Here is a 24,447-nt window from a genome sequence, read left to right on the forward strand (position 1 = left end):
TTACATACTGGACAATGTATAAGGTCTTTTCTTTACGTTAAAGCTTGTTACAATCGCTGACAAAGAAAATTAAAACCTAATTTTCACAAGGTCATATAAGTGGGTGTAACCCGCGCGGTAGTTGAATTTGTGTACTGCTTTATTAAGTTATTGTAATAGTGTAAAACGAATACTCGACAAATCTCAGTTACTCGTAGGCGCTGGTTGTACCCGTCCTACAAACTACAAAGCAACTAGTTTTGTGACTTAAGTAGCTGCTCAATTTCGGTCTGCACTTTTTTGACATTATCAATCGCAAAGAAGCCAAATTTTTCTGTACTCCGATCGCCATCGTTATCTAGATAGGTTCTTGTTTGTAAAACTAAATCACCAGAGCCATTTGCATGTTGAATGCGCTCGATGTTTTTGATTTGATTCAACGGTATGGATTTAACGGTGATTGTCTTGATGCCTGATATAGTTATCGCACGTTGATCTGTCACTGCATAGACCATTGAACGTGCATTCTTTTTCAATCTAAATGGCGAGCTAAGACCAATGATCCCTACCAGAAAAAACGGCAATCCAAACAGTGGAAATAGACTCCAGCCTTCTTCAAAGCTAGGGATTTCAAAGCCTGATGCGCCAGCGATCCAAAATATAGAAAAAGCCGTCCAAGGTATAAAGAAGAACCACAATTTCATACCAGATTTCATGTAAGAACTCGGAATCGGTTGACCAGCCCAGGTGATGAACTCGCCTGCGTTCAATTCAGAACGAAGTCTTTCATGTAAATGCTCAGGGATATTGAATGTGTTGATCATACGTATGGGGCAGATTGAAAAATGATAGTGACCTAGAATTGAAGCGCATGGGTTGCGCAGTAAATTGCGAGGTAAGCTGCAAATGTACAGTTAAATTTCTGTATTGCTTTTCCTAATCATTTTAACAGGGTAAAACGCATAGTTAACAATTTTAGTTATTCGTCGGCGCTGCTTGCGCATGCCTTACCTACTATTTGTCAGTTCGTCTGAGTGTCCCTTTTTTGAGAATGAGCGGTGAATCGCCTTCGGGCTCACCGGCTTTTATCTCCTCCGTGATTTTCCAGTCCAGGCGTTTATCCGTCAGCGTTGCCACTCCTTTGACAACCGCGCCATTGCGTCCGCTTGTTACGCTGAGGAGAGCATGGTTGCCAACGACGCGTCCGTTAACTGTACCTTGCCCGCCTTCATTGATGCGGCCGCAATCGACAGTAGTCATTGTGTGAGAGCCAGTGATCTTCTTGCCCGTTTGCAGTAGAACAAACGTTGCTTCACCACACTTAGCACGCAGTGTCTTCTGCTCCGGCGTTCGCATGTCGACTGACCATGTGCCAGAAAATTTTGATTCTGCGGCATATGTTGAGTGAGCGCTAATTGTACACAAAGAGATGAACAGAAGATTGCGTTTGAATATCGAAACTGCGGAGGGCGCGCACTGATAAGCATTAAATTCCATACGCTTTACATTTTGTTGGTGATCATTGTTTAATGATGCGGCACGATATCGCTCTTGGCTTCGACTTCGAGTACAGGTGCTGGTGATTTGAGTGCTTTGCTGCTTTGTCCTTCAGCGGGGATTTCTATCCAATCGAGGCGACCTTTTTCGCATAATTGCGTAACTTTAAAATACTGCTTGCCGACTTCATCGCTGAGTTTGACTTGGATTGAAAATTCGTCGTAGTAGGCATCGGGCAATTGGCCGCCACTCCACGTCACTTCGCGTACGCCAGTGGTGATGGTTTTGCCATGCGATTCATAAGGTTTGCTCAGGGTTTGGCTGACTGTGTCAATTTTCCATCCGGGTTTGAGCATGGGCTTTGCACCTGTTGCAGCTTCTGGCAAACTGATTTTTACGGTATGCGTGGTACTACCTTCGCAGCCGTGGCCGATTTTGAATGTGAGCTTGTGATAGCTGCCTGCTTTGGCTTTTGTTTGCTCTAGTGTGACGTGGGCATTTGCTAGGCCGGTGATGCTTATTAAGCAGAGAGGCAAAAGAAGTTTTTTCATGATGTTTTTAGGTGGTGCTTTAGATTGAAACTTGGCTAGCGTGATCGCTCGGTGCATTGCTCGGCGTCGTGAGTTTAAGTTCAATCACTGGCGATGTTGGCGTTCTTTGTATCGCTTCATTTAAATAGAAGACGTAGCCGTGCCAGATCGCCAATGCCACAATCGCAGCGACATTGAAACAACGCACGGTGCTGAAAAACATGGATAAATTTGACTTCATATGTCCTCTGGTTTTTGCCTTTGCTTGCTTTGTATAGTTTGAGTGAGAGAATCTAGCAAGATAAAAGTAAAGTCAATGGATCCCTGCCTTCGCAGGGATGACACTTTAAATTTTTCGATTTATCTGAACGACTTCAGATGCTTAATGTTGCATTTTGTGCGCCGTTGTATTCATCGCTTTACCAACTGCTTTGACTTCGATTGTTTGTGTCTTCTTATCTTTACCTTCGATGGTCAGTGTCAATGGCACGACATCGCCTTCTTTGACTTGCGCATTCAAGCCCATCAGCATGACGTGGTAGCTGCCTGGCTTTAGTTCAACTGCTTTACCCGCTGGCAGATCTAAGCTCATGATTTGACGCATTTTCATGACGTCTTTATCCATTTCCATGGTGTGAATTTCTACGGTTTTTGCAGCAGGAGATGTCGCTGAGATCAGTTTCAGGTCTTGTGTTGCGGTCAATTGCATAAATGCGCCAGTAGCTTTCTGTTGCGGTACAGTGGCGCGCACCCAAGGATCTTTTACCGCAACTTGTGAGAAGGCTGCAGCGCTGATGGTTAAGCTGAGAGCGGCGAAGAGTGGAGTGATGATTTTTTTCATGGTCTTTCCTTTCGTTGGTGGGGACTACATAAAATATAAAGTTGATTACATTAGATTGCTGCAAAAAAGCTAAGAAGCATGTTGCATTAATTGACGAATATCCGATGCGAATTGATCCGCGCTATGCTCATGTCGCATCGCCAATCGGATCTTGCCTGTGGTGTCGAACAGGTAGCTCAAAGTCGAGTGATCCATGGTGTAACTACTACCAGTAGCGACCTTAGCATAGAAGACTTTAAATTCATCAGCAACTTGTTTTGTCTGTTCGGCGGTGCCCCGTAGACCAATAAAACTAGGGTCAAAGTTTTGTGTGTAGGCGCGCATGAGGTCTGCGGTGTCACGTTCTGGGTCAATACTGATGAAGATCACTTGTAATTGATCACCGTCTTTACCGAGTTTTTGTTTGACTGCAGCGGCGCGAGCCAGTGCAGTCGGGCAGATATCAGGACACTGCGTAAAGCCAAAAAATACTAAGATGTAACGTCCTTTGAAATCAGCCAGTTGACGCTGCTTGCCATCGCTATCATTGAGTTTGAAATCGCGACAATAATCAGCGCCTGTGATGTCGATGCTGTTAAATTTGAGCGCGGCCTTGTTGCATGCTATGAGCGCAAGTGCCAAGCTACTCATTAAGAAAGTTCGACGTGTTTGAGGGATAGTTCTTGGGGTGTGCATATTAACTTTCTTAAGTTTGATTTTTTTTGTGTCCTAGGAACATTGTCACGACTTCAAATATGAGTAGCAGAACAAGGCTGATGCCAAAAACTGGTAGCGCATAGCCCAACATAATCAAGATAAAGTACATCCACCACGGAATCGCTAGAGCATGTCTGCGATCAATGGCGGGCGCTGAAAGACTGCCCGCTTTCCGTCTTTGTAGCCACATCACATAACCAGACACCACAGAAAAAATCGTTGAGAGGGCGACGAGGATGAGTAAGGCTTGATTCCACCAACCAAATTCGCCTCGATGAAACGGAATCCCGATTGCAGTTGCTTGCGCTAGTAAAGGTAAATTGTCCCAGCCTGATTGATATAGAACAGCGCCTGTGTAGGCATCAAGCACAAGTTGGAAACGTTTTTGCGGTTGGGTGCGATCAAAACTTTCAATGCGCCAGACACCTCGTTCGGATCTGGGCGGCGTCAATTGCATTTGAATCTCGGGGGCTAATTGGAGAGCCTTACGGTAGATCGTTTCTGCGCTCAAGGCCTGTACTCCAGGCGTAAATGCGGATTGCAACTCCTTCGGTATTTTTGGTGAAGATTGCTTGAGTGCAGCTTGCATCGCTCTGAAATTTTCACCTGCATACTTGGACCAAGTGATTCCTGTGAGAAGGATAGTTAAGGTCAGAGCACTAAATACGATGCTGCTGATGCTGTGAAAATAGCGCCAGTTGGCGCGTTGATTTTGGCTGCGATTCCAGCGTAGCACACTGTACCAATTCGCTTTGCCTCGTGGCCACCACAAGTAGATGCCTGTGAGTAGCATCATAATCATCCAACTCGCGCCCAGCTCGATCAGCCAGCGCCAGCCGTCGCCTTGTAATACAGAAGAATGCAATTTACTAGCCCATTCTTTGAAGCGACCATCTTCGGCTATTGTGCCTTGTAGTGCCAGCGTACCTGGGTTTATATAGGCAATGAAAGGTCTGTCTGATCTAGCGGCTTGAGTATGGTGTTGGTGTTCGGTATTGTGTATTTCGATAACTTTCTCTGTTTCAATGCTCTTATTTGTGGCACGTTTTTTCTTGTCACCGAAAACGAATTGTGCGGTCTGTGTGTTGGAAACAGCAGGAATGATTGTGCGTAGCGCATCGTTCGGAAATTGCATTCTCACCGCTGCAATTTGTGCGTCTAGATTTTGATGTGGTGCGATCTTGTTTACAGTATCTAATTCGGCGTGACGCCAGGCTTCGATCTGCGGAGTGAATACATACAGTAAGCCAGTCAAAGCGGCAAAAATGATAATCGGAGCAGTAAGTAATCCAGCCCAGAAATGGAGTCGCCAAAAAATGCGTTGGAGTATGGAGTTGTTGGTTTGTGTTTGCATTTCTTTTTCACCGAATATTGGTTTTTCGTAGGGCTGGCGAAACCCGCGCAGCTCAGTCGCTCGATGTTCTAGCGGCGCGGGTTTTACCGCCCTACAATTTCTTTGCTCAATAATCAAACTTCAATTCAGCTACTACACTACGCTGGGTGTAGGGGTGGAATGCCCAATACTTTTTGTTGTTCAGATTATCGATACCAATTGCTGCACTCCATTGCTTGTCGAGTTTGTAGCGAATACGTAAATCCGCCACCAAGAAACTCGAAAAACCGAAGTAGGTGAAAGCATTGCTGTCGCTATTGTCCAAAGAACCGTATTGACGACCACTGTAACGTACGCCGAGTGTGGTGGTCAGTTGTTCGTTGGCGCGATAGCTGGCGACGAAATTCGCGCGCCATTGTGGTACACGTGGTTGCCATTTGCCGACACTCTTCTGAAATTTGTCGTTCTTAACTATTTTTGAGTCGGCGTACGTCACACTGGCGGATAGATCGAGTCCGTTGATTATCACGTCACTATTTTGATATGCCAGCTCTAAACCATTGGTACGGATTTTGTCGACGTTTTGAATATTTGTAATGTTTGGTGTGACCAAGGTATTGGTTTGCGAATACAAGGCGTCATCGGTGTCTTCATGGAAGAAGGTCGCACGTAATAAACCTTTGCCATCGTTGAGTGATTGTTCCGCACTCCACTCGCTGGTCCAAGATTTTTCTGGCTTGAGGTTAGGATCGTTGTTGACGATGGTTTGTGTTGATACTGTTCCTTGATAAAGTTCAGATACCGTCGGCATACGCACGGCACGTCCTACAGATGCCTTTAGGGTGAGTTCATCCGTTGCACGGAATGCTAATGCCGCTTTGGGTGAGAAGTAATTCTCATCGCGTGTGCCAAAGGCCAAGGTGGTGCTGGCGTTGGAGATAGCACCATCTTTTGCTGACCATTGTTCAAAACGGCCGCCTATGATGGTTTTCCATGTCGGGTTGATGCGCCATGCATCTTGTAGAAAGAAACTGTTCAACTCAGAATCACCGCGGAATGCGGAGAAGCGTTTGCTGGCTGCACCGTTGATCCAGTCGGTAGTGTCGGATACTAAAGTGCGTAATTTGTACGCTTCGCGTTGATAGCCAAACTCGGTGGTGTGTTCGTTATTTGGACGCCAGATGCCTTTTAAGGCGAGCGTGTTCCAGCCTGTGCCGCTGCCATCGGTGATGCGGCCGGTACCACCTGCGTCTGCGCTAGGTATTGCTACGGTTGGTGCACGCGCTATATCTTTGTTGTAGTCATACAGACTGGCGGCTAGTTCCCAATCCCAAGCGCCTTTTGTGTTGCTCTTTAAGTGCAATCCGTGTGTGATATGTTCGAGTTGATTTTTGCTATTCGCCATATCGGTAGGATTGATTGTATATTTTTTGCCGGCGATGTTTACGTCACCGCTATATACCGCATTGCCAGCTGCATCGCGTAAATAGCTTTCAACCGAGCTATTCATATCATTGCGCCAAACACCAAAGGTGTAACTTGCTCTTAAAGTTGGTGTGATGTCATAAGCAAGTTTGACTTTGGCGTGATCTTGTATGGTGTGATATTGCCCAGTTGCTGCCATCAACCACCAATCTTGGCCCTGTGGATTTTTGCCGGCAATTGCACCTGTAACAGCTTTTCCTGCGTTACCTGTGACGCCAGCAGAAACCAGTTTATTGGTGAATGCAATTGGATGACCATCGCTATCTAAACGATTGATATTCACCCACCAAGAGAAGGCACCTTGTTTATCACCAAGGCTGCCACTCAGTTGTTTGCCGCTAAAATTTTTGTCAGTACCGTATTCTTGAAAATTCTCCGAGAAGCCTACCAGCTTGGCATGCGCCTCAAACTTTTCTGGCATGCGGGTGACATAATCGACAACCGCACCTACTGAATTGCCTGAATAAGCCGCAGAAAATGGGCCGTACAAAACATCAACACGTTGGATTTCTTCGGGCGTAACCAAGCCCCAGCGTGGTGTGAAGCTAGCGCCATTACCCAATAAATTGGATAAAAGGATGCCATCCGCATAAACCATAGAGCGCGCACTATTGCCGGTGCCTGATGCACGTGTTGCTAATACCGCGTGGTTGTAATCACCAACATAGCGCTTGCGCACTAGCAAGCTTGGTAGATATTTGAGTGCATCTTCGGCATCAATTGCGTTGATGGTTTTCTCGATATCTTTTGCATTAATCCCTTCGATGGTAGTTGGGATTTCTGTTGGCAAACTGGTTGGTTTATCGCCTTTGATGACGACTCTATCAACGCTCGCTTTATCTTCTGTTGGTTGATGGGCGCTCAGCTTGCTAAGTTCGCTAGCCAAAGTCGATTGTGATAAACAAGGAAAGGCGGCAGCGATCGCGCAAGCAATCACTGCTGGACGTAAAATGGTTTTCATACACGTTAGCTTCAAATCCTGTGGCATGAAGTTGGATACTTCAGCCACAGCTTAATTCAATGGATGAACTAGCGAATTGGTGATGGAATTCATCAAAGCCATGCTAGGTTCGCGATATGTGCAATCCCATTTCAGCGCATAGCTTGATGCACTTACAATGAAGAATTGTCAGATTGAATTAAGCGAGAACTGGTGGCCCGCGGGCGGGTAGGGGAGCCGCAACGATGGCCGCTAGACGAGCAGCAGGAATCGATTGCGTTGCATAAGATAAGGCGTGAACTGGTGGGCAAACTTCAGGTGTGGGAACATCTGGTGCGATGGCAGTGGGCATACAAAACGAACACTCTAAAGTGTGTGTCGTCGTCTTGCCATCAACAATCTTGCCAGACTCGTTGACGAATTTGATACCCGTGCTGGTACAAATCATGCTGATACCTTTTCCACTGAACACAGGCGCAGCCATCGCAACGCTCAGCGTTAATCCATAAAGGAATAACACAGCGATCACGAGCTTGTTGGCGCGACGTAAGCGTTGGAATAGAGAAAATGTCAGCATGGGCGGCATTGTAGCAGGAAACATTTGTGGCTGTGTTGATGCTACGCAGACTTTGTGTTGCGCGATGTTAAACTCGAACTTCATTTTGTAGATTGAACTAATTTCGCTAGAGTTTGTTCTACACAAGTTTAGACTCATGCACATTTGTTCGCTGTTTTTGGATGAATAGATCGATGTATGTTGAGTTAATTAATTCACTTAGTTTTGTTTAGAGATGGGGGATGAATATGTTGGGAAAATATACAACCACTTTAAAAACGAGTATGACTACCGTGCTCGTGACTGCATTCGCCTTCACTTGTATCAGCGACTTCGCACACGCGCAAAAAATTGGTAGTGTCGATACGGTGTTCAAGTTTATTGGTCCTGATCACAAAATTGTTGTGGAAGCTTATGATGACCCTAAAGTAAAAGGGGTGACTTGTTATGTGTCGCGCGCCAAGACTGGCGGCATCAAAGGCGGTTTAGGCTTAGCCGAGGATAAAGCCGAGGCGTCAATATCGTGCCATCAAGTCGGACCGATTAGTTTTGACAAGCCTTTAAATCAACAAGAAGAAGTTTTTAATCAAAGCTTGTCGATCTTGTTTAAAAAATTACGCATCGTGCGTATGGTGGATATGCAGCGCAATAGCCTTGTGTATTTGACCTATTCCGACAAATTGATAGAAGGTTCTCCGCAAAATAGTGTGACTGCGGTGCCAGTGGATAGAAAAATTACCATACCAATTAAGTAATTTTTTATAATTTAGAACATGCTTAGAATTGATTTCCAAGTGGAAATAATGTTTAATACTGAGCACTTGCTATCCCTGCGATAATTTAAAAACTCTTATTAGAAAATGAATCAACAAATTCAACCGGTGGTTAACGACAAACAAGCGGTCGATAATTTATTAAAAACGATCCGCATTCCGCCACGCCCAAGCTTGCTGGTTGATTTGCAAAAAGAGTTAAACAAAGATGAGCCTAGCGCCAAAGGCATGGCAAAAATCATCGCTAACGATGTCGCCTTGGCCGCATCCCTTCTCAAATTAACAAACTCCCCATTCTTTGGCTTGCGTCTAAAAGCCCAATCAGTTGATCATGCGGTCAGTTTAATTGGTACCACACAAACTGGTATTTTGATGACTGGGATCATTGCTCGTCAGTCGATTAGTAGTGGTGCGAGTTCTATGGGGAAGTTTTGGGATTTCTCTAGTAAACGCGCCCAAGCATTAAGTGCAATGGTGCGACGTACTTCTGTTTGTTCAGCTGATGTAGCGCACACCTTTGGTTTATTTTGCGATATCGGTGTGCCTATTTTGATGGAACGTTTTCCTGAGTATGCAGAAACTTGGAAGAAAGCCAATAGCGAATTCGATTTGCCACTAACCGCAGTCGAAGATCAACACCACATCACGAATCATGCCTCAATTGGTTCTTTGATGGCGCGTACTTGGGGTTTGCCTGAGCAAGTCTCAACCGCGATTTTGCTGCATCATGATTACAAAACGTTAGAAGACACCGCTACCGATGATAGCGTGCGTGGCTTAATCGCCTTGTGTGCTTTGGCAGAGTATGCGATTCAAAAATATGAAGGACAAGAGCGTCCTGCCGAGTGGTATAAGGGTGGTGAAATGGTTTGTCAGTATCTTGGTATTAGTGCAGAAGATGCGGAAGATTGGAGCGAAGAGTTGCAAGAGTCCTTCAACTCCGCACATTAATAAAAGCAAGCGATTTACATCAGCGTTTACATCAATGTTGACATCAACGCTGATATTACACATCGTACCGCCGTCGGCGCCATACTTGATATGAACTCAGCAATCGACTAGTTGGGTTTGAATCCCAACAAGCGCGCAGGCAAAAGCAAAATGGCGCGCAATAACTCAAACACCGCATCGACTGTAATGCCGATCAAACGAAATGGCAGTAGGATTAGCCATACCAGTGGATACAGTACCAGTGCCAACAAGGCTAAGGGCCAGCACAAAATAAAAACCACAATCCAAATTAAAAATCCCAACATCGCGTTTCCTCAAAGATGGTTGTTAGACCAGACTGTACGATAGATTATTCGTCGCTAAAACCAAAATCAGATCAACTGCATTTTTTGAGGTATAAAAGCGCGAATAAGCTGATCAGTGGTGATCGCTTCAGGTGAGAATTTTGCTTTGAACGCAGTCTTACAATAACTGCGGCGCGTCATTGTAAGATTGCAAGACGCACTTTATTCTCTACCGCTCGCCAGCCAAGCGATAATTTCATCTAACACGGCTTTTGCTTTGCTAGTTGCGGTCTCTTCGGTATTCATGATGGCAACGACTATCCAGTCTTTCTGCTGTTTGTCACGAACATAGCCCGCAATGGCCATCACATTTTTAAGATAGCCGGTCTTGATTCTCGCTCTTGCCTCTGCGCTGCTATTTTTTAATCGATTACGCATACTGCCATCGACGCCGACGATTGGTAAGCTGCTGGCAAATTCTGGGTACCAATTACTGTTGGCAGCCACACGCAAAATTTGCGCGAGTTGAGCGCTGGAAATTCTGTCTATGCGCGATAAACCCGAACCGTTTTCTATCAGTAAGCCTTGATCTGGAATACGATGTTTGGCGAACCATTCGCGCACAACAGCATTTGCAGCCTGACTAGTATCTGCAAAATTTTTAGCCAGCGTTGATTCTGCACCCAGCGTTAAAAACGCAATGCGCGTCATCGCATTATCAGAAAATTTGTTAATGATACGTAAGGTGTCTGCCAATGTTTCAGAGTCTTTCTGCTGCAATAATTTGGCATTGGCAGGCACATTGCCATCGACGATTTTACCTTGCCATTCCCCACCTAATTCGCGCCAAAGAGCACGTATGACAGTGCCAATATAAAGATTACGTTCTAATAAGTTGAGGTAAACATTAGCTTGACAATTTTTTGGAAAGCTACCTTGAAAGTTAAGTTCAATTTGCTGGTTTTCTAAGAGCTTGATTTGTGGGGCGAGCCAGCCATTTTTCCATTGGTTGCAAGCTGCTTTGCTTGATTTCATTTGATTGATCAAGCGTACATTATCTTGCGGTGTCGTCAGTTTGATGTCGATAGTCGAATTGTCTGATGTGAGGCTAAAAGCACTGATATTGCTGTGGATGAGTAACGCGTCTGGTATCACATTGTAATAAGCGTCAGGATTTTCATCGAAGGCTGGGGCGTTTATTTCCGGACGACTTGGCTGGAAATAACTGCGATCCAAGACAATATCTCCCTGTATCTCGCGTAGGCCTTGCTGGCGCAAGTTTCTCAACATTTGGCTTAATTTGTCCCAAGTAAAATTGGGGTCACCGCCACCTTTCAAGTACAGGTTTCCTTTCAGTTGTGCGGCTTTAATCGGCACATCACTATAGATTTGCGTTTTCCAGCGAAAGTTTGGGCCTAGCTCATCTAAGGCAATGAACGAAGTCAGCACTTTTAAGGTTGATGCAGGACTTACCAATGTTTCTGCTTGATGACTCAACAACGCTTGTCCCTCGTGGGCGGGCAAGATTTGCAAGTGCAATTGACTAGCTTGAAGTCCTGTTTTTTTAATTAGCTGATCGACGTTCGTCGGCAGCGAGTCTTGTGCAAAACTGGGTAAATGACACGAAAGGCTCAAGAGCGATACAAGAAAGAATGCGCGGCTAAGACGTTTAGCCAAGGTTTGATGAAGAGAATGAGGTGACATGCTTGTTTCCTGAGAGATGGTTCTTGGTCAAGTCGTTTTCTTTTAATTATGACACGTTCAATTTGTAATTAAGTGAGCTGAAGTGAGCTTAAATGAACTTTATGGCGTAGGCTAACTCTATTTTCTTTTACTAAAATGCGTGAAATCGTAGTAACTTAGTTGTTGTATCAAATTCATCAAGAGAATGAGATTTGCAGTAAACACAATTGGCGGTATAAGTAGAATCAGGATGTAGAGTTAAAAAGCGGAGTCAAAAATAGAAGCAGCGCTTGATATAAGTTGTCTAGTGAACTGTAGCGAAACCAAATAGTTAATCTTAAGAGGAGACTGTAATGCCTGTATCCATTATTAAAAAAACGACCATCAGTTTGATGCTTGGCGCTTGTTTTGTTAGCGCTACTACATTTGCTGATACTCAATTATTACGCCAACCCAGCGTCTCACGCGATCATTTGGCTTTTGTCTACGGTGGTGACATTTGGTTAGCCGATCGTGATGGAAAAAATCCTACGCGCTTAACACAACATCCAGCAGCAGAGTTTGCGCCAACTTTTTCTCCCGACGGTAAATGGCTAGCGTTCTCAGCGTCCTATGATCGCAATACCGATGTGTATGTGATGCCAGCCAAAGGTGGCGAGGCGCGTCGTTTGAGTTGGCATCCAGGTGCTGATGTTGTGGTTGGTTGGAGCCCTGATAGCAAACGGATTTTATTCTCATCTGGTCGCGAGATTAGCGTTAGCAGAAGTACCCATCTATATGAAGTGAGTGTTGAAGGTGGGCATGAGCAAAAAGTGATGGATGCGATTGCTTTTGAAGGTAATTGGTCTGCTGATGGTAAGTGGCTCGCTTATCGTCCTTTTCCGCAAGCCTACGCTGGCAGTAGTGGCTGGCGTCAACATCGTGGTGGAACCACGCCACCAATTTGGTTGATTGATATTGCAGGTAAAAAGCTAGAAAAAATTCCGCATGAAAATGCGAGTGATAAATCACCAGTATGGATAGGTGATGATGTTTATTTTATTTCGGATAGAAATGACGGTGCTGCCAACTTATTTAGTTATAACCGCAAAAGCAAATCGGTCAAGCAGCTAAGCAAGGAGACGGTGTGGGACATTCGCAGTATGAGTGCGTATGACAAAACGATAGTGTACGAGGTTGGTGGCACTTTTAAAGAGTTCGATACAGTAAGCGGAAAGACTAAAACGCTATCCATCGATCTAAGTGCTCAGACAGCACAAGCGAATCAATTACGGCCGCAGTGGAAAGATGCGGCTGCCAATATGACTTCGGCGAGTTTGTCGCCGACTGGCAAACGTGTTGTGGTAACAGCACGTGGCGAAGTTTTTACTGTACCGGTGAAAGATGGCTCGGTGCGTAATCTGACCGAGACTGCCGGCGTGCGTGAGAAAGATGCGAGTTGGAGTCCGGATGGAAAAAGTATTGCCTATATTTCAGACGCGGGTATTGAGCATAAGATCGTGATTAAAGATCAAACCGGCGGCGACACCAGTAAGAGCTTTTCGCTTGGCAAAACCGGTTACTTCAGTTTGCTTGATTGGGCGCCAAATAGTCAGATGATCGTTTTTCAAGACAATCATTTGCAATTGTTTGTATTGAATATCGCGCAAGGGAAAATTACCAAACTGGATGAGAGTGCGCGTCGTTCTACTTTCAATATTTCGTTTTCGAGTGATAGCCGTTGGTTAGCCTACACCGTCGCTGGTGCCAATCATTTTTCACAAATCAAGCTCTATGATTTTAATTCAGGAAAAAGTACCACCATTACTGATGGTTTGAGCGATGCCGATTTCCCGGCGTTTGCACCGAAGGATTATCTCTACTTCACAGCTTCTACCAATGCTGGGCCTACTCATGTTGGACTTGATATGTCGAGCCAAGAGCGACCATTGCGAAACGGTATTTACGCTGTGGTATTGGCGGCAGATGGCAAGTCACCATTATTGCCGAAGTCGGGCGACGAAGACGTGAAGAAAGAAATGAAGTCGGATGGCGATTCAAATAAAGATAATGCGAAGAAAGACGACGCAAAGAAAGATGATGCCAAAAAAGATGACACCAAAAAAGATGAAGTTGCTAAATCAAACAAAGCCGTAAAAATCGATTTGGCAGGAATCCAACAACGCATCGTTGCCTTGCCGATTGCCGAAAGAAACAATTTATCGCTGCAAGTAGCTAGTGATGGAGGCCTATTTTTCTTAGAGCGTCCGCAACCTGGTGTGAGCAACGATCCTCCAGCCGAGCGTAACGGCAACACCGCTAACTTGATGCGTTTTAATGCGGAAGATAAAAAAGCAAAATTGGTGAAAGCCGGCATCGCGAATTACAGTTTAAGTGCTGATGGCAAAAAACTGTTATTGCAATCGACTGGCGCCAAATTAGAAATTGCGGATGCAGCAGAAAAAATTGATCCTAAACCAATCAACCTGAGTGGCTTAAGAATGCGAGTTGATCCACGCGCTGAGTGGGAGCAAATTTTTAATGAAACTTGGTGGATGCAGAAAGAATATTTCTATGACGCTAACTTGCATGGTATCGATTGGGATGCGATTTACAAACGTTACCATCCTATGCTAAAGCATGTGCAACGCCGTGAAGATTTGAATGACTTAATGGTGGAAATGATCGGTGAATTGCAGGTCGGTCATAACCGTGTCGGTGGTGGTGATATCCATCAAGAGACGCCTGTTGTGGTTGGTTTGTTAGGTGCTGATTTTAGTTTTGAGAATGGCTATGTCAGGATTAAATCGATTTTGAAAGGCGATCGTTGGAGCCCGTTTGCGCCTGCGCCTTTAGCGATTCCCGGTTTGGATGTGAAAGAGGGGGATTACCTCGTTGCGATTGATGGAAAAACGATAGACGCAAAAACTAATTTGTTCTCTTTGTTAGAGAATAAAGTCGGCAAGCAAGTTAACTTAAGCATCATGCGCGATCTGACGAGTAAGGCGACGCATCAAGTGGTGGTGCAACCCATTGCGAACGAAGCCGAGCTACGTCAATGGCATTGGATAGAGAAAAATCGTGAGTATGTGCAAAAGAAAACCGATGGCAAGGTCGCTTATGTGTATCTACCGAATACTGGAGGTGAGGGCTATCAGTACTTCAATCGCATGTTCTATGCACAAGCTGAAAAATCCGCATTGATCGTCGATGAACGTCGTAATGGTGGTGGGCAAGCTGCAAATTACATTACGGATGTATTGAGTCGACAATATCTAGCTGGTTGGAAAGATCGCGATGGCATGATCTACGAAACCCCAGGCGCAGCGATCTATGGCCCTAAAGCGATGTTGATTGATCAGGACGCAGGTTCGGGTGGTGATTTCTTGCCGTATGCATTTAAACGCATGAAGCTGGGTACATTGATCGGCAAGCGTACTTGGGGTGGTTTGATTGGTATCTCTGCTAATCCGAATTTGATTGATGGTGGGAATTTGGTGGTGCCATTCTTCCGCTTCTTTACACCAGATAATGAATGGCGTATCGAAAATGAAGGCGTTGCTCCAGATATTGATGTTGATCTTGACCCTATCGAAGTGAATCAAGGTAGAGATCCACAATTAGATGCTGCGATTAAAGACGTGACAGAAAGATTGAAAACTTATCGCGACATCAAATTGCGTGTGGCGCCGCCTATGCCTAAGAAACTAGGGCAGTAAACTAACTAGCGTTCTAGCTCGCTAGCGTTGTTGATAAGAAAGTGGTTGCATCATACGGTGCAGCCACTTTTTTTATAAGCAGTTGAATGAATTGAATGAATTGTTTAGACCCAATCACATCGTGTCATTTCTGTTGATGGCTGAAGGTCGGTAAATCAATTCTATTTTTACCGTGCAATCAAGTACGCTCTGCTTCTTAAAACGCATAAAATGCTGCCAGCGTAAAGCTAGCTCATCGATCTATTCGGATAGCGCCGATGTAGCTAGCAAGGCGGTTTGTGTTTATTTATGTCTAATATTAATGTCTAGTATTAAGGTCTAATTGATTCCATTTGTCTTTAGTCAGAAAGAGAGAGTTTGCGATGAAATGTCCAGTTTGTGAAAATACGAATTTATTGATGTCTGAACGTCAGGGGATAGAAATTGATTACTGCCCACAGTGTCGTGGCGTTTGGTTAGATCGCGGTGAATTGGATAAAATCATTGAGCGTTCTGGCGTAGCAAGCTCTGCAGCTACTGGTGATGTGGTGAATACGATGCCAGCAGCTACACCAGCCGTGACTAGCTATCCTACGCAAGCGGTGCCACAACCACAGCCGCAACATCAGCCTTATCCGCAGCCAACTCAGCATTATTCTTCACAGCATAGACATCAATCTAGCCACACTTATCCGCAGCATCATCATGGCGGTCATTACAAGAAGAAAAAAGAAGGCTTCTTGTCTGATTTGTTTGACTTTGATTGATCACGGCCGACTGCGTTCGATTGATTCTTAGGAAGAGGCGGATGGTATTGAAGTGCTGATGATAGAAATCGTCTGTCTTGTACTTGCATCATTCAATATGCTGGGACATTGTGAACCGAGGTAGTGTGGTGTTTACGATGTTTTCTCAGCACTTCTTTTTTGTCGCTTCGGTCGCGATCCCATTTTATGTTGAGCTGCGTTACACTGCGAATTCTCTTGCTCAAAATCATGTTTTTAAAGGTTAGACTATGCTCAAAGCGGTGCTCATTCCAACAGCTTTACTTTTCTCCCTCGCTACTTACGCCTCGGCACAAGAATTGAATGCGGCGCCAACCGAACAAATTCAGCAAGATACGCAATCAAGCAAGCCAGCCTTGGTGAAAGATGTTGAGCCATTGCCATTGTGGGAGTTTGGTGCCTCGGCATTTGCACTCAGTCAACAGGCTTATCCTGGTTCGGATACGTATGTGAATCGCTTTTTAGCGGTGCCGTATTTTTTATATCGCGGCGAGCATTTCCGCGTCGATCGTGGTAACACCGGTTATCGCGCAATCAAAACGCCGCGCTTTGAATTTGATGTTGGGTTTGCCGGTGCCTTGGGCTCTAGCTCTGACAAGGTGAGTGCGCGACGCGGTATGGAAAAACTCGGCAATATGATTGAGTTTGGGCCGCGTTTAAAATGGAACATCAGCGAGCCTGAGGCAAATGGTCGTTGGCGTTTTGAGTTGCCAGTGCGTGCCGTATTTGATTTAAGCAATAGCTTCAAGCGCAAAGGTATTACCGTTGAACCTGAGTTGACTTTCGAACGCCGTGCATTCGGTGGCTGGCGCTATAGCACTGGCATTTCGACAGTGTGGGGCAATCGGCAAATGGCTGAAACTTTTTACCAAGTTAGACCCGATCAAGTTTTAGCTGATCGTGCTGCCTATCAAGCCAAGCAAGGAATTATTTCTTGGCGCTTGTCGGCATTTTTATCGCATTCTTACACCAATAACTTCCGTGTTTTTGGTGGTGTTCGCGTAGATAGTGTCACTGGTGCGGCGAATGAAAATAGCCCGTTGGTGAAGCGTAAAACAGCGCCGTCTGTGTTGATAGGTTTGACCTATACTTGGATGCGTTCAGAGCGGCCAGAGATTGAGTGAGCGACGCCTAGCTAGTCAGGCATAACTTTGAGGAATACATGAACTTAAAACTAAAAAGCGTGATTTTGGGTTCCGGCTTGGCGTTGATTGTATTTCAAGTCGCGATACATCTACTTGGCTATTTGTCGGCAGTTGCGCTACCAATATCGATTGCAGAATGGGCGGTAGAAAACTCCGCGCAGATTTTTGTGCTGTTCGTTTGGGATTTGTTGGTGGTTCAATTGTTCGGTATAGGCCTTTTGGCTGCGTTCGCTATTTATCTTCTGTTGCGTTATACGTCACTCAGTTGGTTGTATGTGGGTGGCGCTTTCATCGTCACAGAAACCATAATTTCTAACTACGCGTCGTGGACCTCATTGTCTTGGCAGCTTTTCTCTACCACAAATTTGATCATGCTTGCTCCACATCTTATTGTGATTAGCGTATGTGCTTTAACCGCTGCTAGATGGAGCAACGAAAAACAAGTGGCTGTTTAATTTTTTAGGCGATTGGAAGTCATATTCAAATTTGAAGACGCACGTTTATCGATGTCTTCTGATTACAGCACCGTAGATTCCGAAGTTGATTCCATCGTAGATTTATTTTCGGTCTTCACAAGCAAGCATCAAACTAGCAATTTTCATCGAAGTCATTGGTAATCTTCCGCTGTCTTTTTCCCAAGAAAACAGAAAGCGATTGGCATTACCGCAGATACGTCCTTGGCAGGCGCCCATGCCGCAGCGCGTGTGTAATTTGGCATCGCGCCAATCGCTATGTTGTTCCAATTGCCCGTAAGTTACGTCTTCACAACGACACACGATGGTATCTGCTTGGCATAGATGTTTTAGTTCGGGGCGTAAACCAAATGCTTGATGCAGACGCTGTGCAAAGCCACGCCACTTATGGCGTTGTGCCTTGTGTGTAGATGAAATACTTTGTCCGCTAGCGGCGAGACCTGCGATTGTCCCCTCTGCTAGCGCCAAATCTACACCGCCGATACCCGTACCTTCACCGGCACAATACACGCCATGTAGGCTGGTTTCTTGTGCATCGTTCACCTGTACTTTTGGATAAGTCTTGTCGTCGGTAATGGAGCAGCCCAACGCTGCCGCGAGTTCAATATTCGGCATTAGGCCATAACCGCAGGCGAGCATGTCACACGGGATATCTTGTACCTCTCCTTGAATCGAGACGCGGACGCGGGCTAGTGTGTATTCCTTAATCGTATCGTTTGAGGCTTCTTTCGCGGTTTCTTTTTTTGCACTCTCGTTTGTTGAGGAGTGTGCTGACACTACATAGCTATTTGCGTGATAACGGGTCTCTAGGGTTTTGTGCATCGTCCGCATCAGTTGATAGGCTTGCGTGATTTTGCTTGGCGTTGCAATTAAGCCGAGCGCAAAACGACTCAGTTGTCCGAATTTTGCTTGCTCGATCACGTGAGTAACATGCGCGCCGCGCTCAATTAAACTCGCCGCAACAGCAAATAATAATGGACCACTACCCGCGACGACGATACGTTTTCCAGCGACTGGATAAGCTGCTTTCGCTAAAGCTTGCAAGCCTCCCGCGCCAGTCACACCATTTAAGGTCCAACCAGGGAAGGGCAGTAACAATTCACGCGCCCCGGTACACAAAATCATTTTATTCGCAGAAAAGATCTGCGTCTGATTGCTAGCTTGTTTCTCTACGACGACTTGGTAGGTATCGTCGCATTTTGTCGCATGTACGACTTTGGCGCCAAAGTGAAATTGCACTTGCGTGCTTTGACTTAATTGTTGCCACAGCGCTGTGGCGCGCGCATCTTTTTGGTGATCCGCACCGCCGCGCCAAATTTGCCCGCCCGAAGCATGATTGTCGTCAATGATATCGATGTGCGCACTCGATGCGAGGGCGGCGGCAGCGGCTGCTAAGCCTGCGGGGCCAGCACCGATAATGATGATTCTATTCATGCACATTCTCCCGTCAAAATCTGCATTTGATCAGCGCATATCGTTTGACAGGCGAGTTGATGTGCCGCGCCATTAATCGTTACACGACATTCATGGCACACACCCATGCCGCAGAATGCAGTGCGCGGCATTCCTGTAACAGATAATCTGGTTTGTGGCTTGTCGCACTTTGCCAGTGCGGCGGCGACGCTGATACCGCTTTCCACTTGATGCATCTGACCATTAATGCTGATGGAGATTGAATTAGATGATGTTGGTGCAGAATTCATATCACTGCTCATTTCTATGCTGATTTTGTAAGATACTTTTTTTAACTGTACTTAGCTCGTGCGCCGATTCAATGCGGGTGTAGATCGCGTGAGGGCCAATATGCTTCGACCGCGATCTTGCTCGGTTGACGACAAATCTGATCGCATAAAATTTGCGCAGTGGCGAGCGAGGTGGTGATACCCAAGCCTTCATGACCCGTTGCCATCCATACGTGTTGACGGCTCGGATGTGGGCCAATATAAGGCAAGCCATCTGGTGTCGCCGCTCGAAACCCAGTCCATGCGCGAATGCCCTTTAGCTGTGCGAGTGCAGGCACATAAGTACAAGCTTGCGCTAACATTTTTCCTAATATCGCATGATCGATTTCTTTATGCGTCACATCGAACTGGCGTGATGAACCGATAAAAACTTGTCCAGTGGGACGTGGTTGCAGATTGAACGCGACTGAATCACCATCTGATGCATGTGCGCTTTTGATATAGCCAAGTTCTACCAACTGATGGCGTATGAATTTGGGATAACGGTCGGTGATAAGTAGGTGGCCTTTTTTATAGCGTAGCGGCAGATCATCAATCAGTTTGGTTGATGCTAAACCGTTGGCGACAACGATATGATTTGCTTGAATTTCGCTACCATCTGCGAGCTTGACTGCTTGGTTCATGATGTTGACGACACTTGCTTTAATCCGCTCTGCGCCGTGTTGGAGTGCGATATTCAATAATAGCTGCGCGCTTTTGGGCGGATAGACAAGTGCATCTTGATGGACTAATAAACCACCTGCTAAACCTGCACGTAGCTGTGGTTCGCGTTCGGCTAGTTGACTGGCGCTGAGTAATTCGCAGCGCACATCATGTGCTTGTAAGACCTGTAATTTAGCGCGTGCTGCTTCAACTTCTTCTTCATCTGCTGCGACCCAAATCGTACCGCACTCGCTGTATTCATGTTTGGCGGCCTCGTTTGGATTACGATGTACCAATTGTCGCCACAATTCTAATGAATAACGGCTCAGTGCCAATTCAGCAGGGTTATCATCCATCACCACTAAATGCCCCATGCCAGCAGCAGTCGTACCGCCACCAATCGTACTTGGCTCGATAATGCCAACACGCAAGCCAGCCTGCGCTAAGCTAGCGGCACTGGCACAACCGATAATGCCGCCACCGATAATGAGTGCATCGTAGTTTGTCTTCGTTGTACGTTGTAAGTCAGTCATTGAGCTACTCTTCGCTTTTCGCAGTTTGGTTTCTAGCGGATGCCATACACAAATGGATCATTGTCTTGCAAGATCAAGCTTGATTCTGCATTCACAAATGCTGTCCCACGTATGGTTGGATGGATTTTTCCGCTTTCGCTGTGAGCTTGAAAGCTTGCTTCAAATACGCTGCCAATAATACTTTCTTGACGCCAGATTTCACCTGCCTTGAGTTTGCCATCGGCAGCTAAGCATGCGAGTTTGGCGCTCGTTCCTGTGCCACAAGGAGAGCGGTCATAAGCCTTGCCTGGGCAAAGCACGAAATTTTGACTGTCGTTTTCGGTCGTTGATGGTGCGCCGAATAGTTCAATGTGATCGATCTCTCCACCGTTATCACCTCGAATCCCTGCCGCGTTTAAAGCTTCTCTCACGCGCCAAGCAAAGCTAGTTAAGGCTTCGATGTTTGCCAAACGCATATCTTGACCATGATCGGCAATCAAGAAGAACCAGTTACCACCCCAAGCGATATCGCCAGTGACTGGTCCATGATCTTCCACCTCGATCGTGACCGCATGTTGTGCGCGATAGGCAGCGACGTTGTGAACACTCACACTGTGATCTGGATGTAATTCAACTTCGACCGCACCTACAGGCGTATCGACTTTGTGGCGACCGATTTGCAAAACACCTTGGTACGCTAAGGTGGCAACTAAACCTATCGTGCCATGACCACACATGCCAAGGTAGCCGACATTATTAAAAAAGATTACGCCAACCGAGCAGCTTGGATCGTGCGGTTTGCAAAGCAAGGCACCAACCAAGACATCAGAGCCACGAGGTTCACAAACAACCGCGCTGCGAATTTGATCAAATTTTTCTTTAAATACTTTGACGCGCTCTGATAGCGGACCATCGCCTAGATCTGGACCCCCATCAACGATTAGGCGCGTTGGCTCGCCTCCGGTATGAGAATCGATAATTTGAATTTTTGTCACTTGCTGATTGGCTTGGCTTAGCATGAATAAACTCCAGCTGAATATTGATTTAGATTTGATCTAGTGCGAAATTGAAAGTGTTATCGATAGCGAAATCGAGACCATATCGCAGTGTAGCGATCTTCTGCTCGACTTGTCTTGCTAATTTATGCTGGTTCAGATGCCGATTTCGGCACAGTGAAATTGTTGTACTTGTACCTGTTGTCGTCATCGATTTAGTTTGGTGTCGATGTTGCGGTATAGTCCATGCATACGCAAGTTACTTCGCCAACGAGAGCGGGAACCTATTTGCTAATTCACTTTCCAAGTTGACTTATGAGCTTGGAAAATAGGCTGAAAAATAAGCTGAAAAAGAAACGTGCTGCGCTTGATACATACGCTGTCTTATTACCTAATATTTACTTTTACAAAAGAAAAGCAATAGCCATGTCAAATTTGATTGATTTTAGAAGTGATACCGTAACGCGACCAACTGAAGCGATGCGTGCTGTGATGAGCCGTGCTGAGGTCGGGGATGATGTGTATGGCGACGATCCTAGTGTGAATGCCTTAGAAGCCAAGATGGCAGCGTTGACAGGAATGGAATCCGCGATGCTAGTCGCAAGTGGTACACAAAGCAATTTAGTCGCCTTGTTGACGCATTGTGGGCGAGGTGATGAATATATTGTTGGCCAAAATTATCACACTTATTTGTATGAATCTGGCGGCGCTGCATCCTTAGGAAGTATTGTTCCGCAGCCGGTGCCTGTCGAGGCAGATGGCAGTTTAGATTTGCAAAAAGTTGAGGCGGTAATTAAACCGAATGACGTGCATTATGCAGTATCAAGTTTGCTCAGTTTAGAAAATACGCATTCTGGCAAAGTGATTTCAAATAACTATTTGCAAGCCGCTATCGCGTTTGCGCATTCGCACGATATGGCCTGTCATTTGGATGGGGCGCGCGTCTTTAATGCAGCGGTGGCACAAGCTATTCCGGTGATCGAAATCACGCAAGCTTTTGATACGGTGTCGGTGTGTTGCTCCAAGGGTTTAGGCGCACCGATAGGGAGTGTCTTGTGTGGACCGCGCGATTTTATTCATGAGGCGCGCCGCTGGCGCAAGATGGTGGGTGGAGGGATGCGACAAGCGGGAATTATCGCAGCCGCTATTGATTATGCGTTGGATCACCATGTTGATCGTTTGGCAGATGATCATGCAAATGCGCTGCGATTGCAGCATGCCTTGAGTCAAATCGCTGAACTCAGCGTCGAGGCAGCGCACACAAATATGTTGTACATCGAATTTGCCAGCAAAGAAATTGGTGTGCGCGCAGGTGATTATTTGCGCAGCAAAGGCATCATTATCTCTGCTGGGAAAAGAGTACGTTTGGTCACGCACCTCGATATTAGTGCGGATGATGTTGAGCGCTTTGTGGCAGAACTTAAACAGTTCTTTCTACAATAAAATACCGTCAAAATTTTCTGCAAGTAGGCGGTACTCGGTGTTGATGCGGTGTCGATGATTAGGATGATTAAGCTAATCTGTGCATCAACACGAGGCGGCGATTAAACTGCCAGATCGACTTGCTGCAAGCTGCGCACTTGACCATCTTCTGTCAACCAAATACCAGACGAACGAATTTGTCCCTGAGTTTGATTATTGGCGTTGTTCAGCTCGAACGGGGTTGATGCATTACCTAAAAATAATGCCCCAACATTGGCTTGTTTGAGCTTTTGTAATTGGTCTTTGCCTGCGCCATCTTTGGTCCAAACTTGAAGTTTGTCGAAGATCGCATCATTCTCATCTATCCAATTATTACCGTCGCTATCATAGGCAGCGAGTTCTGCAAAGCCATTGCCGGTACCAGGGCCAAATAGTTCGCTACCGTCATTAATTTTGCCATCGCCATTTTTATCAAACGCTAAAAAGCCAGCTCCTTGGACAAATGAAATACTGTCCTTCTTGCCATCCGCATTCAGATCAAATTCAAACTTTTGCGAGGTAAGCTGCGCGCTAGTGCCTGAGAAATTTAAGGTTAAAGGGTCGATTTTTTTTGCATCACCTTGTCGAATTTGGGTACGACTTTCTTCTTGATAACTGCGGTTCAATTCAAAGCTAAGATTAAATTGAATTTGCTTATTGTCCGCAGTAGTAATGGTGCCGCTCGCTTGGAATCTGGTTTGTTCTGTCTCAGTGTAGCGATGCCGCACATCAATCTCCACACCCCAACCAGCATTCGGACGTGCGGGCGGTGTCTGCTGATTATTAGCAACGGCATTATTGGATTGGCTGACTGCTTTTGCCACATCGCCATTCGATGGCGATTCTAGGTTTGCGGTTTTTAGATGTTCAATTTTGCGTCCCGTCATTAGCTCGATTAAATACTTAATCACCATCATGCGTGGATCGTTTTCTAAGTCGTCTTCAATTTTATCGACGGCTTGACTTGCGTTGACTTCATTGGATTGTGCCTGCAATGCAGCGTCAGATAAACGCACGGTATCGGCTTGTAATCGAGAGAAGTTTTCTTGCAGGATATCGTTGCCGATGTTGGGTGTATCCGTTTCGCTTAATTTTTGTAGCTTTGCTTCCATCGCTTCGAAATCGGGGCGCTTATTTCCTATCCAAGCCCGTGTACGTTCTTGAGTTTCTGTCTTTTGCATAGATGCATAGCTTGATTGCATCAGTATCTCGGAGCTAGCGATTTTCATTTTGAATCCCACAGAAAATTGAATGCGCGGTGCTGTGCTTTGTGCGTGATAGTTGCGTGCCAGATATTTGAAGCGCACTGCAGTGGGTATCGGATGTTTTTTTCAAAGCTTGATTTCTTTGCTTATACAGAATCATCGTAAGACGATGGACTAAACCGCGTTTTTTGGTCTGATGACAGTGGCAGCAAGAAGAAAAAATCGTCGTTTGAAAAACTTAGGCGCAGATTAGATTATTGAA

At 45.7% G+C, this 24,447-nt stretch carries 23 protein-coding genes; 7 read left to right on the forward strand and 16 right to left on the reverse strand.

The window, feature by feature from the left end:
* Positions 1 to 233 precede the first annotated feature (233 nt).
* The 9 genes from IE103_RS12230 to IE103_RS12270 all read right to left on the reverse strand — a co-directional run bounded on the left by IE103_RS12230 (position 234) and on the right by IE103_RS12270 (position 7,902).
* The gene (locus tag IE103_RS12230) at positions 234 to 803 is read right to left on the reverse strand and encodes a PH domain-containing protein (protein ID WP_189346418.1); all 570 of its coding nucleotides are present in this window, start codon (positions 801 to 803) and stop codon (positions 234 to 236) included.
* A 190-nt stretch (positions 804 to 993) separates the two neighbouring features.
* Positions 994 to 1,476, reverse strand: a complete 483-nt coding sequence (locus tag IE103_RS12235; RefSeq protein ID WP_189346419.1) for a hypothetical protein — start codon at positions 1,474 to 1,476, stop codon at positions 994 to 996.
* Positions 1,477 to 1,505: 29 nt separating this feature from the next.
* On the reverse strand, positions 1,506 to 2,027 hold the full coding sequence (locus tag IE103_RS12240; protein WP_189346420.1) for a YcnI family copper-binding membrane protein: 522 nt from the start codon (positions 2,025 to 2,027) through the stop codon (positions 1,506 to 1,508).
* A 19-nt stretch (positions 2,028 to 2,046) separates the two neighbouring features.
* Positions 2,047 to 2,247, reverse strand: coding sequence for a hypothetical protein (locus tag IE103_RS12245; RefSeq protein WP_189346421.1), 201 nt, complete (start codon positions 2,245 to 2,247; stop codon positions 2,047 to 2,049).
* A 141-nt stretch (positions 2,248 to 2,388) separates the two neighbouring features.
* Positions 2,389 to 2,847 carry a copper chaperone PCu(A)C gene (locus IE103_RS12250; RefSeq protein ID WP_189346422.1) on the reverse strand — a complete coding sequence of 153 codons (459 nt, stop codon included), beginning with the start codon at positions 2,845 to 2,847 and terminating at the stop codon, positions 2,389 to 2,391.
* 69 nt (positions 2,848 to 2,916) lie between these two features.
* Positions 2,917 to 3,522 (reverse strand): SCO family protein, encoded by a 606-nt coding sequence (locus IE103_RS12255; protein ID WP_189346423.1) that lies wholly within the window; start codon positions 3,520 to 3,522, stop codon positions 2,917 to 2,919.
* Positions 3,523 to 3,532: 10 nt separating this feature from the next.
* On the reverse strand, positions 3,533 to 4,897 hold the full coding sequence (locus IE103_RS12260) for a PepSY-associated TM helix domain-containing protein (RefSeq protein ID WP_189346424.1): 1,365 nt from the start codon (positions 4,895 to 4,897) through the stop codon (positions 3,533 to 3,535).
* Positions 4,898 to 5,003: 106 nt separating this feature from the next.
* Entirely contained in the window at positions 5,004 to 7,322 is a 2,319-nt protein-coding gene (locus IE103_RS12265) for a TonB-dependent receptor (RefSeq protein ID WP_189346425.1), read from the reverse strand.
* A 178-nt stretch (positions 7,323 to 7,500) separates the two neighbouring features.
* The gene (locus IE103_RS12270; RefSeq protein WP_189346426.1) at positions 7,501 to 7,902 is read right to left on the reverse strand and encodes a hypothetical protein; all 402 of its coding nucleotides are present in this window, start codon (positions 7,900 to 7,902) and stop codon (positions 7,501 to 7,503) included.
* Between the two features lie 239 nt (positions 7,903 to 8,141).
* Here IE103_RS12270 and IE103_RS12275 point away from each other — a divergent pair, with 239 nt between their 5' ends.
* A complete protein-coding gene (locus IE103_RS12275; RefSeq protein ID WP_189346427.1) occupies positions 8,142 to 8,612 on the forward strand; it encodes a CreA family protein in 471 nt (156 codons plus the stop codon).
* 105 nt (positions 8,613 to 8,717) lie between these two features.
* Entirely contained in the window at positions 8,718 to 9,581 is an 864-nt protein-coding gene (locus tag IE103_RS12280) for an HDOD domain-containing protein (protein WP_189346428.1), read from the forward strand.
* Between the two features lie 107 nt (positions 9,582 to 9,688).
* Here IE103_RS12280 and IE103_RS12285 read toward each other — a convergent pair whose 3' ends face one another.
* Both IE103_RS12285 and dacB read right to left on the reverse strand, forming a co-directional pair.
* The gene (locus tag IE103_RS12285) at positions 9,689 to 9,886 is read right to left on the reverse strand and encodes a hypothetical protein (protein ID WP_189346429.1); all 198 of its coding nucleotides are present in this window, start codon (positions 9,884 to 9,886) and stop codon (positions 9,689 to 9,691) included.
* A gap of 201 nt (positions 9,887 to 10,087) precedes the next feature.
* Positions 10,088 to 11,569, reverse strand: coding sequence for a D-alanyl-D-alanine carboxypeptidase/D-alanyl-D-alanine endopeptidase (dacB, locus tag IE103_RS12290; protein WP_189346430.1), 1,482 nt, complete (start codon positions 11,567 to 11,569; stop codon positions 10,088 to 10,090).
* Positions 11,570 to 11,901: 332 nt separating this feature from the next.
* Here dacB and IE103_RS12295 point away from each other — a divergent pair, with 332 nt between their 5' ends.
* The 4 genes from IE103_RS12295 (at position 11,902) to IE103_RS12310 (ending at position 17,610) form a co-directional block, all read left to right on the forward strand.
* Complete coding sequence (locus tag IE103_RS12295) at positions 11,902 to 15,246, forward strand: S41 family peptidase (RefSeq protein WP_189346431.1); 3,345 nt, start codon at positions 11,902 to 11,904, stop codon at positions 15,244 to 15,246.
* A gap of 362 nt (positions 15,247 to 15,608) precedes the next feature.
* On the forward strand, positions 15,609 to 15,992 hold the full coding sequence (locus IE103_RS12300; protein ID WP_189346432.1) for a TFIIB-type zinc ribbon-containing protein: 384 nt from the start codon (positions 15,609 to 15,611) through the stop codon (positions 15,990 to 15,992).
* 248 nt (positions 15,993 to 16,240) lie between these two features.
* A complete protein-coding gene (locus tag IE103_RS12305) occupies positions 16,241 to 17,134 on the forward strand; it encodes a MipA/OmpV family protein (protein WP_189346433.1) in 894 nt (297 codons plus the stop codon).
* 38 nt (positions 17,135 to 17,172) lie between these two features.
* Entirely contained in the window at positions 17,173 to 17,610 is a 438-nt protein-coding gene (locus tag IE103_RS12310; protein ID WP_189346434.1) for a hypothetical protein, read from the forward strand.
* Positions 17,611 to 17,712: 102 nt separating this feature from the next.
* Here the strand turns inward: IE103_RS12310 and IE103_RS12315 are convergent, their stop codons facing one another.
* The 4 genes from IE103_RS12315 to IE103_RS12330 all read right to left on the reverse strand — a co-directional run bounded on the left by IE103_RS12315 (position 17,713) and on the right by IE103_RS12330 (position 21,543).
* Positions 17,713 to 19,062: an NAD(P)/FAD-dependent oxidoreductase gene (locus tag IE103_RS12315; protein ID WP_229827265.1), complete on the reverse strand. Its 1,350-nt coding sequence runs from the start codon at positions 19,060 to 19,062 to the stop codon at positions 17,713 to 17,715.
* Entirely contained in the window at positions 19,059 to 19,331 is a 273-nt protein-coding gene (locus IE103_RS12320; protein WP_189346436.1) for a 2Fe-2S iron-sulfur cluster-binding protein, read from the reverse strand. The genes IE103_RS12315 and IE103_RS12320 overlap by 4 nt, the downstream gene beginning before the upstream one ends.
* 68 nt (positions 19,332 to 19,399) lie before the next feature.
* Positions 19,400 to 20,545, reverse strand: a complete 1,146-nt coding sequence (locus IE103_RS12325; protein WP_189346437.1) for an NAD(P)/FAD-dependent oxidoreductase — start codon at positions 20,543 to 20,545, stop codon at positions 19,400 to 19,402.
* 32 nt (positions 20,546 to 20,577) lie between these two features.
* The gene (locus IE103_RS12330; protein ID WP_229827266.1) at positions 20,578 to 21,543 is read right to left on the reverse strand and encodes a 4-hydroxyproline epimerase; all 966 of its coding nucleotides are present in this window, start codon (positions 21,541 to 21,543) and stop codon (positions 20,578 to 20,580) included.
* A 402-nt stretch (positions 21,544 to 21,945) separates the two neighbouring features.
* On the opposite strand from IE103_RS12330, the gene ltaE reads away from it, so the two are divergent.
* Positions 21,946 to 22,962 carry a low-specificity L-threonine aldolase gene (gene ltaE, locus IE103_RS12335; RefSeq protein ID WP_189346438.1) on the forward strand — a complete coding sequence of 339 codons (1,017 nt, stop codon included), beginning with the start codon at positions 21,946 to 21,948 and terminating at the stop codon, positions 22,960 to 22,962.
* Between the two features lie 101 nt (positions 22,963 to 23,063).
* Here the strand turns inward: ltaE and IE103_RS12340 are convergent, their stop codons facing one another.
* Positions 23,064 to 24,209 (reverse strand): VCBS repeat-containing protein, encoded by a 1,146-nt coding sequence (locus IE103_RS12340; RefSeq protein ID WP_189346439.1) that lies wholly within the window; start codon positions 24,207 to 24,209, stop codon positions 23,064 to 23,066.
* Positions 24,210 to 24,447: the final 238 nt, after the last annotated feature.

It is taken from the genome of Affinundibacterium macrobrachii (assembly GCF_014652415.1).
Classification (GTDB): Bacteria; Pseudomonadota; Gammaproteobacteria; order Burkholderiales; family Burkholderiaceae_D; genus Undibacterium; species Undibacterium macrobrachii.